Below are 16148 nucleotides of genomic sequence, written 5' to 3' on the forward strand. Positions count from 1 at the left end.
TGATCCTGCGTTGACGGGTCAGCCCACGAACTGCTCGGCCACCCCGATCACCCGCTCCCGGTCGGCGGGCACCAACCCGATGCGGGTTCGGCGGTCCACGATGTCGGCGACGGTGAGCGCGCCCTCGTGGCTCACCGCGTACTCGAACTCCGCGCGCAGCACGTCGATCCCCGCGGCCACCGGTTCGGTCGGCCGCGAACAGGTCGCGGCAGCCAGCACCGCCGGCGCCTCGGCACCGAACCGGGCGACCAACGCCCGGGGCAGTCCGCCGGGCACCCGTTCCAGGCCGGTGGCGCCCACCAGCGGGAGGTCCTGGGTCCGGCACGGCCCGGCCCGCAGCCCGCGCAGCGTGACCGCCCGGTCGAGGGTGTCCTGGGCCATGTAGCGGTACTCGGTGAGTTTGCCGCCGATGACGCTGATGACCCCGGAGTCAGCCTCGATGACCGCATGGTCGCGGGAGATGTCGGCGCTGCGGCCCTCCCCCGCATCGACCAGCGGCCGCAGCCCGGCATAGGAGCCGATCACGTCGTCGGCGGTCAACGCCGCACCCAGGGCGGTGTTGACCACGCTGAGCAGGAACTCGATCTCTCCCGACGTCGGTTGCGGCACATCGGGAATCGGACCCGGCGCCTCCTCGTCGGTCAGCCCCAGATACACCCGGCCGAGTTGTTGGGGCATGGCGAAGACGAAGCGGTTCAGCTCGCCGGGGATCGGCACCGTCAGCGCCGCGGCGGGGTTGCCGAAGGCGGCGGCGTCGAAGACCAGGTGGGTGCCGCGGCTGGGCCGCAACCGCAGCCCGGTGTCGATCTCGCCGGCCCACACCCCGGTCGCATTGATCACCGCGTGCGCGCGCACCTCGAACGTCTCGCCGGTTCGGGTGTCGGTGAGCCGCGCCGAACGCCCGGTCGCTTCCGACGCGGCCACATAGGTGAGGATCTTCGCACCCAGCCCGGCCGCGGTGCGGGCCACCGCTAAGACCAGCCGGGCGTCGTCGACCAGCTGCCCGTCGTGGGCCAGCAGGCCACCGTCGAGACCGTCGCGGCGCACGGTGGGCGCCAGCGCCACGGCCCGCTCCGCGCCGATGCGCCGCGACCGGGGCAACACCGACGGGGGCGTGCCGGCCAGCCGGCGCAGCACATCCCCGGCGAGGAAACCGGCGCGCACCAGCGCCCGGTCCCGCCGGCGCATCGAGGCCAGCAGCGGCACCAACTGCGGCATTGCGTGCACCAGATGCGGGGCGGTGCGGGTCATCAGGATGCCGCGTTCGACCGCGCTGCGCCGCGCGATGCCGACGTTGCCGGTGGCCAGGTAGCGCAGGCCCCCGTGCACCAGCTTGGAGCTCCACCGGCTGGTGCCGAACGCCAGGTCGTGCTTCTCCACCAGCGCCACGCTCAACCCGCGTGCGGCCGCATCCAGCGCGATCCCCACTCCGGTGATGCCGCCGCCGATGACCAGGACATCGACTGCGGGGCCGTCGGCCAGCGCGGACAGCTCCGCGGCGCGCCGTACCGCGGTCAAGGCGGTGGCATCGGACATCACGGGTATCCGTTCGGTCGCTGGGTGGCCATACTGTAAGCCATGACGGCAGCCGACGACGATGCCCACCTGCGCCCGCCGATGAAGTGGAACGCCTGGGGCGACCCGGCTGCTGCCACCCCGCTCTCCGAGAGCATCCGCGGACTGCTCAAACAGGCTCTCGGCGTGGAGGATTCGCCTACCACCGCGCCCGACGCCGGGGAGGCGCGGCTGACCGCTTCGGCGCTCACCGACGCTCACCGCACCGGCCTTTCCGGCATCGTCGGCGACCGCTATTGCCGCACCGACGATCACAGCCGGCTGCTGTACGCCGGCGGCAAGTCCACCCTGGACCTGTTGCGCCGCCGCAGCACCGAAGCGCAGGACGCCCCCGACGCGGTGCTGCTGCCCGGCGCCGAGGACGAGATCGCCGCGATCCTCGACTACTGCGGCCGCAACCGGATCGCGGTCGTGCCGTTCGGCGGCGGCACCAGCGTGGTGGGCGGTCTGGATCCGCTGCGCGGTGCGTTCACCGCGGTGGTGTCGCTGGATCTGCGGCGCTTCGACCGGTTGCTGGAACTCGACGAAATCTCCGGGGAAGCCGAACTGGAGGCCGGGGTGACCGGGCCGGCGGCCGAGGATCTGCTCGGCGCGCAGGGCTTTTCGCTCGGGCATTTCCCGCAGAGCTTCCAGTTCGCCACCATCGGCGGGTTTGCCGCCACCCGGTCCTCGGGGCAGAACTCGGCCGGCTACGGACGTTTCGACGACATGGTGTGCGGCCTGCGGGTGATCACCCCCGCCGGGGCGTTGGAGGTGGGCCGTGCCCCGGCCTCGGCGGCCGGACCGGATCTGCGCCAGCTCATGCTGGGTTCGGAAGGGCTGTTCGGGGTGATCACCCGGGTGCGGGTGCGGGTGCATCCCGTCCCGGCCAGCAGCCGCTATCAAGCGTGGTCGTTTCCCGATTTCGCCACCGGCACCGAAGCGCTGCGGGCGGTGACCCAGACCGGTACCGGGCCGACGGTGATCCGGCTCTCCGACGAGGTCGAGACCGGGATCAACCTGGCCACCACCGAGTCCATCGGTGAGGAGAGCATCACCGGCGGCTGCCTGGCCATCACCGTGTTCGAGGGCTCGGCCGAACACACCGCGAGCCGGCAGGCCGAAACCGCCGCGCTGCTCACCGCCCACGGCGGCACGTCGCTGGGCGAGGGGCCGGCCCGGTCCTGGGAGCACGGTCGGTTCGGGGCGCCCTACCTGCGCGATTCTCTGTTGGCGGCCGGGGCGCTGGCCGAGACGCTCGAGACCGCGACCCGCTGGTCCAACCTGGCCGCGCTCAAGACCGCGGTCACCGACGCGCTCACCGCCTCCCTGACCGCAAGTGGCACCGCAGCGCTGGTGATGTGCCACGTCTCCCACGTCTACCCCACCGGCGCGTCGCTGTACTTCACCGTGGTCGCCGCCCAGCGCGGTGACCCGATCGCGCAGTGGCGTGCGGCCAAAACGGCGGCCTCCGAGGCGATCATGGCGAACGGCGGGACGATCACCCACCACCACGCCGTCGGCGCCGATCACCGGCCCTGGCTGCACCGCGAGGTCGGCGATCTGGGAATCGAGGTGCTGCGGGCGGTGAAGGCGGTGCTCGACCCGGCCGGAATTCTCAACCCGGGCAAGCTGATCCCGTGACCGAGCGCCGCATCGAACGGGTGACGATACTGGCCAATCCCGCCGCGGGGCACGGCAACGCCGCCGGTACCGCCGAGCGGGCGGTCGCCCGCCTGCAGCAGCGCGGTGTGGACGTGACGGTGGTGGTGGGTCGCGACGCCGCCCACGCGCGGCGCCTGGTCAACGACGCGCTCGCCGCGGGCACCGATGCACTGGTGGTGGTCGGCGGCGACGGGGCGATCGCGCTGGCGTTACAGACGCTGGCCCGCTCGGCGGTGCCGCTCGGCGTCATCCCGGCCGGCACCGGCAACGACCATGCCCGCGAATACGGGTTGCCCACCACCGATCCGGCCGCGGCCGCCGACATCGTGGCCGACGGCTGGACCGACACCGTCGACCTGGGCCGCATCGACCACGCCGGCGGTACGTCCTGGTTCGGCACGGTGATGGCGGCCGGGTTCGATTCCCTGGTCAGCGACCGCACCAATCGGATGCGCTGGCCGCGCGGCCGGATGCGCTACAACCTCGCGATTCTGGCGGAGCTGTCCCGGCTGCGCCCGCTGCCGTTCCGGCTGGCGTTCGACGGCGGCGAGCCGGTGAGCGCCGAGCTGACTCTGGCCGCGGTCGGCAACACCCGCAGCTACGGCGGCGGGATGCTGATCTGCCCTGACGCCGATCCGCGCGACGGGCTGCTCGACGTCACGATGGTGCGCTCGGGATCCCGCACCAAGCTGTTGCGCCTGTTTCCCACCGTCTACAAGGGCACCCACGTCGACCTCGACGAGGTGAGCACCGCGCGGGCCGCCTCGATCCGAGTCGACTGCACCGGCATCAACGCCTACGCCGACGGCGACTACGTCTGCCCGCTGCCGGTGACGGTGTCGGCGGTCAGCGGCGCGCTGCAGATTCTGCGCCGCCGCGAGTGAAGAACGACGGAGCCCGTCGGCGCCCGGTTTCGCCGTCAGGCTTCATTCGCGGGCGCAGCTGCCCCCTCAGCCGACGCCGCGGGCCAGCCAGTTGCCCTCGCCGGTCTCCCCGCCGTTGCGGTACGGCTCCAGCGCCTCGTCCCACGCGATGCCGAGCACGGTGTCGAGTTCGGCGACCAGCACGTCGGCGCCGGCGTCCATCAGCGAGCGCAGCCGCATCTCGCCGACCATGATGTCGCCGTTGGCGCTCATCGCCCCGCTCCACAGCCCGAGCTGCGGGGTGTGGCTGAACCGCTGGCCGTCCACCCCCATGCTGGGATCCTCGGTGACCTCGAAGCGCAGCACCGACCAGGAGCGCAGCGCATCGGCCAGCCGGGCGCCGGTGCCCACCGGGCCGACCCAGTTGGTCACGGCGCGCAGTTGTCCGGGCATGGCCGGCTGCGGTGCCCACTCCAAATTCGCCCTGGCTTGCAGGGTCGACGACAGCGCCCACTCGACATGCGGGCACACCGCCGCGGGCGAGGCGTGGATGTACACCACGCCGGTCGTCGCGTCGGCGAACTGGTTCGACGCACGCATCTGCTGCTCCTTACGGTTCCGCGAGGGACGTCTTCCCCAACGGCCTGGCAGAACCGAAAGCGCGATGCAACTGTGTCGTACGCGTCTATTGTGCCTTGTGAGACCCCTGTTGCGCTAGTCCACGCGCGATTCTCATGGGTCTCTCATGTGCCTTCGGCCAGCACCGCGTCCGACAGCGCGGGCCAGAGCGGCATCGCCCACTCCCCGAAGGGCCGGTCGGTGAGCACGACCAGGGCCGTGCCCCGGTCCGGATCGACCCACAAAAACGTGCCGGACTGGCCGAAATGGCCGTAGGTGCGCGCCGAGTTGGCCTGCCCGGTCCAGTGCGGCGACTTCTCGCCCTTGATCTCAAAACCCAACCCCCAGTCGTTGGGACGCTGCACACCGAAGCCCGGTAGCACGCCGTCGATACCGGGGAACTGGACCGTGGTGGCTTCGTCGTGCAGCTGTCCCGACACCGTCGTCGGCGCCAGCAGGTCGCCGGCGAACGCGGCGAGGTCGGCCACCGTCGAGGTGGCGCCGTAGCCAGCCGCTTCCGCCCCGCCGCCCAGCTCGGTGGCCGTCATCCCCAACGGGCGGCAGATTGCCTCGAGCACGTAGCTGTCGAAGTCGATCCCGGTCACCTGCTGCAGCGTTTCGCCCAGGACGGTGAACCCGTAATTGGAGTAGATGCGCCGGGTGCCCGGTTCGGCCAACACCTGATCGGAGTGCATCGTGAACCCCGAGGTGTGCGCCAGCAGGTGCCGCACCGTGGAACCGGGCGGCCCGGCCTCGGTGTCCAACGCGAAGGCTCCCTCTTCGACCGCGACCTGCGCGGCGCGCGCGACCAGCGGCTTGGTCACCGACGCCAGCGGGAAGGGTCGGCCGGTGTCACCGCGCGTGCTCACCACACCGTTTCGCCCGACCACCGCCGCGGCGACGTTGTCCACCGGCCAGTCGTCAATCCGATCGAGGGCAGCCATCGCAAGCAGCCTAGCCTCGACAGGAGCCGAGCGAGCGATAGGTTGTAGTCATGGGTCAAACAGTGCGCGGAGTGATTTCGAGGTCCAAAGGTCAGCCCGTCGAGTTGGTCGACATCGTCATCCCCGACCCGGGGCCGCACGAGGTGGTGGTCGACATCACCGCCTGCGGGGTCTGCCACACCGACCTGACCTACCGCGACGGCGGCATCAACGACGACTACCCGTTCCTGCTCGGCCACGAGGCCGCCGGCACCGTCGAATCCGTCGGCTCGGAGGTCACCGCGGTCGCCCCCGGCGACTTCGTGGTGCTGAACTGGCGGGCCGTCTGCGGCCAGTGCCGGGCCTGTAAACGCGGCCAGATCCGGAACTGCTTCGACACCTTCAACGCCGAGCAGCCGATGACGCTCACCGACGGCACCGCGCTCACCCCGGCGCTGGGGATCGGCGCGTTCGCCGACAAAACCCTGGTTCACGCCGGGCAGTGCACCAAGGTCGACCCGGCCGCGGACCCGGCGGCGGCCGGCCTGCTCGGCTGCGGAGTGATGGCTGGGGTCGGGGCGGCGATCAACACCGGCGCGGTGAACCGGGACGACAGTGTCGCGGTGATCGGCTGCGGCGGCGTCGGCGACGCGGCCATCGCCGGGGCGGCGCTGGTCGGCGCCCGGCGCATCATCGCCGTCGACACCGACGCCACCAAGCTGGAGTGGGCCCGCGACTTCGGCGCCACCCACACGATCAACGCCCGCGAGACCGACGTCGTCGAGGCCATTCAGGAACTCACCGACGGGTTCGGCGCCGACGTGGTCGTCGACGCGGTCGGCACCCCGACCACCTGGGAGCAGGCGTTCTACGCCCGCGACCTGGCCGGCACCGTGGTGCTGGTGGGCGTGCCCACCCCCGACATGCGCATCGACATGCCGCTGGTGGACTTCTTCTCCCGCGGCGGATCGCTGAAGTCCTCCTGGTACGGCGACTGCCTGCCGGAGCGGGACTTCCCCACCCTGATCGATCTGTATCTGCAAGGACGGTTCCCATTGGACAAATTCGTCACCGAACGCATCGGACTCGACGGCGTCGAGGAAGCGTTCAACAAGATCCACTCCGGTGAGGTGCTGCGTTCGGTGGTGATCCTGTGACCGGCATCCAGCGCGTTGTCACCAGCGGCACCTTCGAACTCGACGGCGGTAGCTGGGAGGTCGACAACAACATCTGGGTCGTCGGCGACGACTCCGAGGTGATCGTGTTCGACGCCGCCCACGACGCCGGCCCGATCAAGGAGGCGGTCGGCGGCCGCAAAGTGGTCGCCGTGGTCTGCACCCACGGCCACAACGACCACATCACGGTCGCGCCCCAGCTCGGCAAGGAGTTCGACGCCCCGGTGCTGATGCACCCCGCTGACGACATGCTGTGGCAGATGACCCACCCGGAGAAGCGGTTCCGTCCGGTCGAGGACGGCGACACCCTGCAGGCCGGCGGGATCGAACTGCGCGCTCTGCACACCCCGGGCCACTCCCCCGGCTCGGTCTGCTGGCATGCCCCCGATCTGGGCGCGGTGTTCAGCGGCGACACCCTGTTCCAGGGCGGGCCCGGCGCGACCGGGCGGTCGTTCTCCGACTTCCCCACGATCCTGGCGTCGATCTCCGAGCGGCTCGGCAAGCTGCCGGCCGACACGGTCGTCTACACCGGCCACGGTGATTCCACCACGATCGGGGACGAGATCGTCAACTACGACGACTGGGTCGCGCGCGGGCACTGAGCGCCACGCCGAACCCGTCGCCAGTGCCGACCGCGGGGACTACGGTCAACGGTGAGCGGTCAACGATGAGCAGTCATCGGGGAACAGGGTGCGAGCTGATCGGAGTCGACTGGTGCCGGAATCCAGCATCGTCGTTCGGCCGGAGCCGGAGGACAGTGCCTTCTACCTGCCGTCGTCCCGGCTGGACACGGCCGGGCTGGCGCACGCGGTTGCGCTGTTCAAGCGGGCCGCCGAAGCGGTGCCGCTCTACCCTCCGCCGCAGCCCCTGGTCATCGCCGACTACGGCGCCTCGACCGGCTACAACTCGCTGCTGCCGATCGCGGCGGCGGTTGATGCGCTCCGGCAGCGCACCCGCGCCGAGCACGCGGTCATGGTGGCTCATACCGACTTGCCGGAGAACGACTTCTGCGCGCTGTTCCGCACCCTGGACGGCGACCCGGACAGCTACCTGAGTCGCGATCCGGCGTGTTTCTCCTCGGCGATCGGGCGGTCGTTCTACGACCAGATCCTGCCGTCGAACACGGTCACCTTGGGTTGGACGTCGTGGGCGGTGATGTGGTTGCGGCAGGTGCCCGCCGAACTGCCCGATCACGTGCTGGTGGCCTTCAGCGCCGATTCGGCCGCCGCGACCGCCTACACCCGCCAAGCGGCACAGGACTGGCAGAACTTCCTGGCCTTCCGCGCGCGCGAACTGCGTCCCGGTGGCCGGTTGGTCGTACTGACCGCAGCGGTCGGCTCCGACGGGAAATTCGGCTTCCAGCCGCTGGTGAACGCCGTGATGACGGCCCTGCACGAGCAGGTCGGACACGGGTTGATCAGCGCCGAGGAACTGCGCCGCATGGTGATTCCCATCGTGGCCCGCTCCGAGAAGGATCTCCGGGCGCCGTTCGCGCCGAACGATCGCTTCGAAGGCCTACAGGTGGAACACCTCGAGATCTTCGACGCCGGTGACCGGTTCTTCGCCCAGTACCGCCGCGACCAGGACGCCGCGGCATTCGGCGCTCAGTGGGCCGGTTTCGCCCGGGCCTCGCTGTTCGGGGTTCTACTGCTCGGGCTCGACGGTGGGCCCACCGATCCGCGTGCCGGCCAACTCTGCGACAGCCTGGAGAAGTCGGTCGCGGCCACGTTGGCGGAAAAACCTGAGCCGGTGCGCATTCCGATGGCGGGTGTGGTGCTGCTCAAGCGCCAGTCAGGACCCTAACCGCGACGCGCAGCGCGGACCGGCTCGCGGGGCGGGATTAGGACACCGCCGCTTTCATCAACGCGACGTTGTAGTTCGACCACTGCGACATCGTGAAGTACAGCTCGTTGCCCTCCCCGGTGATGGCGGGGGACCACGGGTGGATGTAGGGCGCGTAGATGCCGCCCTTGCCTGCGGCCGGCACCAGCGTGGTCGTACCACTCCACGGCCCTTCGGGCTTGTCGGCCGTGCGCATCACCACGTTGTTGAAGGTGTTGGTGTAGAGCATGACGAACTTGCCCAGGTGCTCGCTGTAGGCCACCGAGAGCTCGCTGGTGCGGTCGAAGACCACCTGGACCGCCAGGAACGAGAACCAGCGCACCCAGCCGAACGGGGTGTAGTACTCGTAGGCCCACCGGTCGGTGATCTGGTTCTCGGCCACCCGGGACAAGAACACCGAGCCGCCCCGCCCGGGCGTGGTGCCGAACGCGTAGACGTAGCCGTCACTTTTGACGTAGGCCTGCTGCTGGAAGTTCTGCTCCCCCCACATGAAGAAGACGCCCGGAACGGCGAAGAACATGCTGGGCCGGATGCTGGAGCGCGGCACCGTCCAGTTCTCACCGTTGTCGTTGGAGACCGCGATCGCCGAGAAGTTGGTCGACCAGGAGCCGGGTTGGCCCCAGGCGGAGATCGACATGAAGTTGATGTATTGGGTGGTGCCGACCGAGATCGCCGCGGTCGGGATGATCGTCACCTCGTTGACCAGCCGCAGGCTGTCGATGATCTGCTTGGAGAAGTTGGGCCGGTTCGCGTTCACCGGCGAGCCGGCCTTCAGGTTGCCGAACTGCGCGGCCGGAACCGCGATGCCGTGCGCGGGATCCGTGTCGGAGGTGCGGAACAGCACGTTGCTGCGCCATTCCTGCCCGGGGATCCCGCAGTTGCCGAAGGTGTCACCGAAGGCCATCAGCAGTTGCCGGTCCGTACCGGAGTAGCCGTTGTCCCACATGATCCCGAGGTCGGTTCCGGAGATCCCGAACCGCGAATAGGTGTTGTTCGGCGCGACATTTCCGGGACCGGTTGCCCCGGTGACCCATTCGACCAGTTGGGCCTCGCCGTCCACCGTCGCCGCGGCCGGGGCGGCGGCACGCGGTTGGGCCGGTTCGGTGACGTTGCGGGCGATGGAGTCCGGCGTGAAGTCGTCCGGCAGCACGCTTTGCGGCACCGCCGGGTTGGGCACGGGTTGGCCCGAGTCGTCGGGCAGCAGCGCCGCACTGGGCGTCATGATCGCCGAATCCGGCGTCGTCACGGTGCCCGGTTCGGCCGGCTTGCGTCCGATCGGCAGATGCAGGATCGGCAGTTGCGGCAGCATCCGCTGCTGGGGGGCCTGCTGCGGCGCCATCCGTGACTGCGGGCCGTTCGTTACGAACACCGAGCACGGATCGGCTGCGGCCGGAGCGGCGACGAGGACCGGCGCTACCGCGGTCAACGTGGCCACCAGCGCCGCAGCCCCCAGCCGCCGATGAACCTTCATCTCACCTTTCGCGCACCCGTCATGGCAGCGGACAACTGAACCGCTGATACAGCTGTGACGCTAGCGTCAAAAGTGATGGCTGAGCTGTGTGGAGGTTGATTCGGGATCAGTCCGTGACCCCGCCGCAACCAGACCCCCCGGCCGCGTCCGGTCCGCTGAGTGTGCAGCCTAGGCCGGGGATTCGACCGGCGCGGCGGAGTCGCGCTGCAACCGTTGGGCCTCGATCGCCCCGCCGAGCCAGCGGCGCAGGAAGGCGCGCCGCTCCTCCGCCGACCGCGCCGGCGCATCCGGCACCGCGAAGAACGACAGCATGATCCGCAAGGTGAACTCCACCAGCTCGTCCAGGTCGGACTCATCGAAGCCGTGCGCCGACCAGTCCACGTCGAACCGGCCGATCATCCGCATGCCGAAGGCGCGCGCTTCCGCGGAGGCCAGATCCACGGTGTGGTCGTGACCGTAAGACCCCGACAGCAGAATGCCCAGGTGGGGAGTGTGGTGGACGGCCTCGAGGGTGTAGGCGGTGCCCGCGGTGAGCGCCTCCGCCGGATCGGTGATCCCGGCGACGTGGTCGGTGAGCTGGTCGAGGAAGCCGTCGACCGAGGCGATCGCCGCGGCGCGCATCAGCGCGTCGGCGGTCGGGAAATAGCGGTAGACGGTCTGGCGGATCACCCCCAGCGACGCGGCGACGTCGGCGATGGTGACCGCGGCGCCGGTCTGGGCGATGAGATCGACCGCGGCGGCGACGATCCGCTCGACCGCTTCGTCGTCGGCCTGCGGTGGATGCCCACCCCATCCGCGCCTGCGTGCCATCGTCTCCGCCCGTTCCTCCCGCCGGCTTGACGGTACTCCAACCGCTTGCAATCATACAGACATCCATGCCTGTGTATGACTGTATGTTGCAACCAGAGGATTCCCGCCGATGACCGATCTGCAGGTGCGCAAGATGCGCTTCGCGTTCGCCGATTACCCCGTGCCCTTCTTATGGAACGAGACCAACCCGGCGTTCTCGGCGATGGCCAACTCGGTGTCGTTTCTCGCGGTCGCGTTCGAGAACATGATCAGCGCGATGATCCCCGAGGCGCAGAAGGTGATCACCGATCCCGCGATCGCCGAGGAGGCCGACGCGTTCGTACGCCAGGAGGGCCAGCACTCCTGGGCCCACCGCCAACACGTCAAGGGACTGATCCGCGCCTACCCGGGCCTCAAGGGGACCTTCAACGAAGTCCTCGCCGCGTTCACCGATCTGACCAACAACACTCCGCTGAAGTACCGGCTGGCCTACACCGCGGACCTGGAGGCCACCTTCACCCCGGTGTTCAAGCTGATGCTCGATCACGACGACACCCTGTTCGCCCCGGGCGATGACCGGGTGGCCTCGCTGTTCCTGTGGCATTTCGTCGAGGAGGTCGAGCACCGCAGCTCGGCGCTGATCATCTACGACCACGTGGTGGGCAGCCCGTTCTACCGGATGCGAGTGGCGCGTTCGGTGTTCAAGCACGTGATGGCTACGCTGCGAATCGCCGCGCAGGGCTTCAACACTCACGTGCCGTTCGAAGACCGCAAGGTCGACGCGATGTCGACGTTCGTCCCGTACCGGTATAAGAAGATGGCGCTCGATCGGCTGCCGTTCGCCAAGTCGGTCGATAATGGCCCGGTGGACAACGCTTTCGGGCACCTGCCGGTGCGCGAGCAACTCACCGCGCTGGCCGGGGTGTTCCGCAGCCAGATGCCGTACCACAACCCGGCGCACGAAAAGCTGCCCGCGCTGGCCGATGAATGGTTTGATCGCTACAACGCCGGATACGACGTGACGCAGTGGTACACCGCTGCGGCCGCCAACTAAGGAATTTCATGCCTGACCTGTGTACGGACACCTTCGCCGATCTCGCGACCTCGATGGGGTTCACCTGCGCCGACACCGGCGGACTCGTCGAATTCCGCAACCCGTTCGGGTTGGAGAACTGGACGATGCCCGTGCTGGAGGTGACGATCATCGTCGGCGCGGTGCTCGCCCTGGTCTACGCCATCGGCCGCTACCGCCGTCACAACGACGCCACCAACCTGGTGTTGTGGTTCGGCGCGATCGCCTATCTGCTGATCATCGAACCGCCGCTGTACTTTCCGGGCGCGTTCGGCATCGCCGACCATGTCGACACCATGTTCGCGCACAACCTGTTCACGGTCGAATTCCTATGGGGCAGACTGCCGTTGTACATCGTGGCGATCTACCCGTTCATGGCCACGATCTCGTTCGAGATCGTGCGGGTGCTCGGGGTGTTCCGCCGCTACGGCACACTGGCCGGTGCGGTCTGCGTGGGGTTCGTCCACCACGCCTTCTACGAGATCTTCGACCACCTCGGCCCGCAGCTGCGCTGGTGGGAGTGGTCGGCCGACAACCCGATGAACCAGCCGTTCTTCGCCTCGGTGCCGATGGGCAGCGTGGTGGTCTTCGCGGCCCTGTGGCCGTTGTCCCTGGCGTTCTGCGTGCAGTGGTTCGTCGGCCGGCACATGGATCGCGGCAAGCGGCTCAGCCCGCTGAGCCTGGTGTGGCGCACCGTGGTGGTCGGCCTGCTCGCCTCGCTGGGCACCGCGATCCTGCCGCTGCCGGCCACCATCACCCAGTGGGCCAGCAACGGTCGCTACCAGGGCTACGCCTACCTGCTGGAACTGATCGTCGTCGCGGTGGTCGCCGCGGTCATCTTCTACCGGCAGTGGCAGCGGCTGCAGACCGACGGCCCGCTCTCCCTCGCCGGCGGCCTGACCACCGAGTCCTACCGCGACCGGCTGATGATCGGCTACGCGGCGGTGTACCTGGTGGTGATCGGCCTGCTGTGGCTGTCGGCGCTGCCGGACTACTTCGGCGCGGTGGCCGGGCGCACCGCCGACGGCAACCCGATCGGCAACGTCTTCTACGTGACGTTGTGCTTCGTGATCGCCGGGGCGTGCACCGCGATGGCCGCCAAGGCCAACGCCGGTAAAGCACCGGCGGCGCGGGCGAAGGCGGCAACTACTACAGCAACTACTGCAAAATAAGTCATCCCTGAACGGCGGTTGGTAAACTCGGCGAATGACGCTGACCGCCGGTCAGGGGTTCGCCGGATATACCATCATTCGGCAATTGGGATCGGGCGCGATGGGCGAGGTCTATCTCGCCCGGCATCCACGTTTACCTCGCCGGGACGCAATCAAGGTATTGGCGCCGGAAATATCCGCTGATCCCGGTTTTCGAAAGAGGTTCAACCGTGAGGCGGAGTTAGCCTCGACCTTGTACCATCCGCACATCGTAGGTGTCCACGACCGCGGGGAATGCGACGGCCGACTCTGGCTCTCTATGGACTACGTCGAGGGATCGGACGCCGCACGACTCTTAAACACAACTTACCCAAACGGACTACCGGTCACGCGCGTTATCGAGATCGTCACTGCGGTAGCCAGCGCCTTGGATTATGCCCATGAACGGGGCTTATTGCACCGCGATGTCAAGCCAGCGAATATCTTGGTTGCAGAAGACCTCAGCCAACAGCGCATTATTCTGGCCGACTTTGGGATTGCTCGCAGTATCGATTCGGACAATAGCTTAACCGCTACCAACGTCATCGTCGGGACACTGGCGTACTCCGCGCCGGAGCAATTGCTCGGCCGACAACTAGATGGGCGCGCCGACCAATATGCCTTAGCGGCAACTGCTTACCATTTACTTACCGGCTCCCAACTGTTTCGGCAAGCTAATGCCGCAGCGATGATAAGCCAACACCTCAGCGCAAACCCGCCCGCCCTTGCCGAGGTTCGTTCAGAGCTCGCTGTCCTAGATTCGGCTTTGGCCAGAGCGCTATCCAAAGAGCCAGACAACCGATTCTCCAGTTGCGGGGCGTTCGCCGAAGCACTCCGTAACCAGTCAGCACTACATCAAACCAGAAAAGCGGTACGGCCGACTTCACGGACCTTGGCGCTGGAACCCTCAGGCGGAGCTGAAATATCCGCATTAGGCGATTCAAATAACGCTGCGACCTCCTTGCGAGTGCCGATTCTCCTCGGGCTCTTGATCGCCATAACGCTAGTCTGCATCGTTATTGTGGCAAATCGTTCGTCGCCGCCTAGCCAAGTCGCGGACGACACTGTTTCCTATTCGACTACGGCACCAACAACACTCACAACCGCCACAACCCCCACTTTCAACGAGATGCGGGATTTCATCACAAATTACTACGATTTGCTGCCGACCAGAGCCGCCGACGCTTGGGCCTTCCTCGATACTCCCTATCAGGCTGAAACCGGACTGGACAGCTATATCGAATTCTGGTCCACGATCAGCGCGGTCGATGTGGTGAGCGTACGTCCACTCGATTCGACTAGCATAATCGCGCGCATCCGCTATACCCAGCTTAGTGGTCAGAACGAAACCGAAGATCGTTGGTTTAGCCTGGCGGGTACCGGCCAGTCCATGACGATTGAAGACTCGGAACGGATCGGCGCAGCCCCTCGATAAGGACCGAAGGAGGCCGGGATGACCCGCAGCGACGGCGACACCTGGGACATCGTGACCAGCGTCGGTCTCACCGCGCTCGGTGTGTGCGCGTCGCGCGCCCTCGACGCCGAGCTCACCCCGCCGCTGGCGCACGACGAGTTCGCCGCCGGATTCGTCGCGGCGGCCGAGGAACCGAATCTGGCTGCGGCGGTGGCGAACCGGGATCTTGGTTCGACGGCCGGCTTCAACGCGCACTGGGTGGGGGTGCGCACCCGTTTCTTCGACGACTTCTACGCCGCGGCCACCACCGACGGGGTGCCGCAGGCGGTGATCGTGGCGGCCGGGCTCGACGCGCGTGCCTACCGGCTGTCCTGGCCGCCCGGCCACACCCTGTTCGAGGTCGACCAGCCGCGGGTGCTCGATTTCAAGCAGCGGGTGCTCGACGACCGCGCGGCCGTCCCGACAACCCGCCGGGTGACCGTCGCCGTCGACCTGCGCGACGACTGGGCGACGGCGTTGACCGGCGCCGGTTTCGACCCCGCCCTCCCGACCGCGTGGGCGATGGAGGGACTGCTGCCCTACCTGCCGGGCACCGCCCAGGACGCGTTGTTCGAGCGGGTGCACGAGTTGTCGGCGCCGGGCAGTCGCATCGCCGCCGAGTTGGGACCCGATCCCGGCGCGCTGGCGCGGTTCGCCGACTTTCTACGCGACTTCGCCCGCGATCCCACCCAGGCCCCCATCGGTGATCTCTGGTACGACGACCCGCGGCGCGATGCGCCGTCCTGGCTGACCGAGCGTGGCTGGACGGTGCAGCCGGTGGACCTGGTGGAGCAGGCCGCCACCGCCTACGGACGACCGTTCGGGGAGCTCCCGGAGTTCTTCGAGACGTTGCTGCGCACGAAGTTCTTCACCGCCGTACGCGACCGCTGACCGGTTACCCGGGTCCGATCCGGGCGTCGATGAGGTGCGGTCCCGGAGCCGCCAGCGCGTGCTGAAACTGCTCGGCCAGCTCCTCGCAGGTGGTCGCCACGCTGGCCGGCACCCCGAAGCCCTCGGCGATCTTGGCGAAGTCCATGTTCGGGCGGGACAGATCGAGCAGGTCGTTGGCCTTGGGGCCGCCGCCGTCGGCGCCGACCCGGGCGAGCTCAAGCCGCAGGATCGCGTAGGCGTTGTTGTTGAGCAGCACGGTGGTCACGTCGAGGTTCTCCCGCGCCATGGTCCACAGCGCCGAGATCGTGTACGCCGCGCTGCCGTCGGCCTGCAGTGCGATCACCGGCCGGTCGGGCGCCGCGACCGCCGCGCCCACCGCGACCGGCAGACCCTGCCCGATCGCGCCGCCGGTCAGCGCGAGCACGTCGTGCCGGGGGGACCCGGCGGTGGCCGCCGGCAACAGCAGACCCGAGCTGCCGTCGGGGGAGTTGACCGCGCAGAACTGGGCGCAGGTGATCGGGGCCCTGCTGCCCGAGGACGCGATCGTCTCCGACGAATCCAACACCTCGGGTCTGCTGTTGCCGGCGGCCACCGCCGGGTCCCCCCGGCACGACGTGCTCGCGCTGACCGGCGGCGCCAGCC

General features: G+C 68.5%; 14 protein-coding genes and 2 pseudogenes. 10 read left to right on the forward strand and 6 right to left on the reverse strand.

Going from position 1 to position 16148, the window contains the following annotated elements:
• Positions 1 to 18: 18 nt before the first annotated feature.
• The gene (locus A5643_RS02790) at positions 19 to 1536 is read right to left on the reverse strand and encodes a glycerol-3-phosphate dehydrogenase/oxidase (protein ID WP_156628467.1); all 1518 of its coding nucleotides are present in this window, start codon (positions 1534 to 1536) and stop codon (positions 19 to 21) included.
• A gap of 81 nt (positions 1537 to 1617) precedes the next feature.
• Here A5643_RS02790 and A5643_RS02795 point away from each other — a divergent pair, with 81 nt between their 5' ends.
• Entirely contained in the window at positions 1618 to 3198 is a 1581-nt protein-coding gene (locus tag A5643_RS02795; RefSeq protein WP_066851758.1) for an FAD-binding oxidoreductase, read from the forward strand.
• Positions 3195 to 4103, forward strand: coding sequence for a diacylglycerol kinase (locus A5643_RS02800; protein ID WP_082948689.1), 909 nt, complete (start codon positions 3195 to 3197; stop codon positions 4101 to 4103). Before A5643_RS02795 ends, A5643_RS02800 begins: the two co-directional genes overlap by 4 nt.
• Positions 4104 to 4169: 66 nt before the next feature.
• Here the strand turns inward: A5643_RS02800 and A5643_RS02805 are convergent, their stop codons facing one another.
• Together A5643_RS02805 and A5643_RS02810 are read right to left on the reverse strand one after the other, a co-directional pair.
• Positions 4170 to 4682 (reverse strand): DUF3145 domain-containing protein, encoded by a 513-nt coding sequence (locus tag A5643_RS02805; protein WP_066851714.1) that lies wholly within the window; start codon positions 4680 to 4682, stop codon positions 4170 to 4172.
• A gap of 143 nt (positions 4683 to 4825) precedes the next feature.
• A complete protein-coding gene (locus A5643_RS02810) occupies positions 4826 to 5644 on the reverse strand; it encodes a serine hydrolase domain-containing protein (RefSeq protein WP_066851716.1) in 819 nt (272 codons plus the stop codon).
• 50 nt (positions 5645 to 5694) lie between these two features.
• On the opposite strand from A5643_RS02810, the gene A5643_RS02815 reads away from it, so the two are divergent.
• From A5643_RS02815 to A5643_RS02825, 3 genes are all read left to right on the forward strand, one after another.
• Positions 5695 to 6780, forward strand: a complete 1086-nt coding sequence (locus A5643_RS02815; protein WP_066851718.1) for an S-(hydroxymethyl)mycothiol dehydrogenase — start codon at positions 5695 to 5697, stop codon at positions 6778 to 6780.
• On the forward strand, positions 6777 to 7400 hold the full coding sequence (locus A5643_RS02820) for an MBL fold metallo-hydrolase (RefSeq protein ID WP_066851720.1): 624 nt from the start codon (positions 6777 to 6779) through the stop codon (positions 7398 to 7400). The genes A5643_RS02815 and A5643_RS02820 overlap by 4 nt, the downstream gene beginning before the upstream one ends.
• Positions 7401 to 7512: 112 nt before the next feature.
• Positions 7513 to 8601 carry a class I SAM-dependent methyltransferase gene (locus A5643_RS02825; RefSeq protein ID WP_066851722.1) on the forward strand — a complete coding sequence of 363 codons (1089 nt, stop codon included), beginning with the start codon at positions 7513 to 7515 and terminating at the stop codon, positions 8599 to 8601.
• 37 nt (positions 8602 to 8638) lie between these two features.
• On the opposite strand, the gene A5643_RS02830 is transcribed toward A5643_RS02825, so the two are convergent.
• Together A5643_RS02830 and A5643_RS02835 are read right to left on the reverse strand one after the other, a co-directional pair.
• The gene (locus tag A5643_RS02830) at positions 8639 to 10111 is read right to left on the reverse strand and encodes a glycoside hydrolase family 183 protein (protein ID WP_066851724.1); all 1473 of its coding nucleotides are present in this window, start codon (positions 10109 to 10111) and stop codon (positions 8639 to 8641) included.
• Positions 10112 to 10279: 168 nt separating this feature from the next.
• Positions 10280 to 10921: a TetR/AcrR family transcriptional regulator gene (locus A5643_RS02835; protein WP_066851726.1), complete on the reverse strand. Its 642-nt coding sequence runs from the start codon at positions 10919 to 10921 to the stop codon at positions 10280 to 10282.
• A gap of 109 nt (positions 10922 to 11030) precedes the next feature.
• On the opposite strand from A5643_RS02835, the gene A5643_RS02840 reads away from it, so the two are divergent.
• From A5643_RS02840 to A5643_RS02850, 4 genes are read left to right on the forward strand one after another with little or no spacing between them, the layout of a single operon-like run.
• Positions 11031 to 11954, forward strand: coding sequence for a metal-dependent hydrolase (locus A5643_RS02840; RefSeq protein WP_066851728.1), 924 nt, complete (start codon positions 11031 to 11033; stop codon positions 11952 to 11954).
• Between the two features lie 8 nt (positions 11955 to 11962).
• Positions 11963 to 13144 carry a hypothetical protein gene (locus A5643_RS02845; protein WP_066851730.1) on the forward strand — a complete coding sequence of 394 codons (1182 nt, stop codon included), beginning with the start codon at positions 11963 to 11965 and terminating at the stop codon, positions 13142 to 13144.
• A gap of 34 nt (positions 13145 to 13178) precedes the next feature.
• Positions 13179 to 14597, forward strand: a complete 1419-nt coding sequence (locus A5643_RS18840) for a serine/threonine-protein kinase (RefSeq protein ID WP_082948690.1) — start codon at positions 13179 to 13181, stop codon at positions 14595 to 14597.
• Between the two features lie 18 nt (positions 14598 to 14615).
• Positions 14616 to 15506 carry an SAM-dependent methyltransferase gene (locus A5643_RS02850; protein ID WP_066851732.1) on the forward strand — a complete coding sequence of 297 codons (891 nt, stop codon included), beginning with the start codon at positions 14616 to 14618 and terminating at the stop codon, positions 15504 to 15506.
• A gap of 4 nt (positions 15507 to 15510) precedes the next feature.
• Here A5643_RS02850 and A5643_RS02855 read toward each other — a convergent pair.
• Positions 15511 to 15975 (reverse strand): annotated as a pseudogene (locus tag A5643_RS02855) (thiamine pyrophosphate-dependent enzyme); the annotation flags it as partial.
• Between A5643_RS02855 and A5643_RS18560 the strand changes: the two are divergent.
• A pseudogene (locus tag A5643_RS18560) lies at positions 15953 to 16148 on the forward strand (acetolactate synthase large subunit); the annotation flags it as partial. The pseudogenes A5643_RS02855 and A5643_RS18560 sit on opposite strands and share 23 nt — an antisense overlap.

The sequence above is a fragment of the Mycobacterium sp. 1274756.6 genome (assembly GCF_001668625.1).
In the GTDB taxonomy this organism is placed as follows: domain Bacteria; phylum Actinomycetota; class Actinomycetes; order Mycobacteriales; family Mycobacteriaceae; genus Mycobacterium.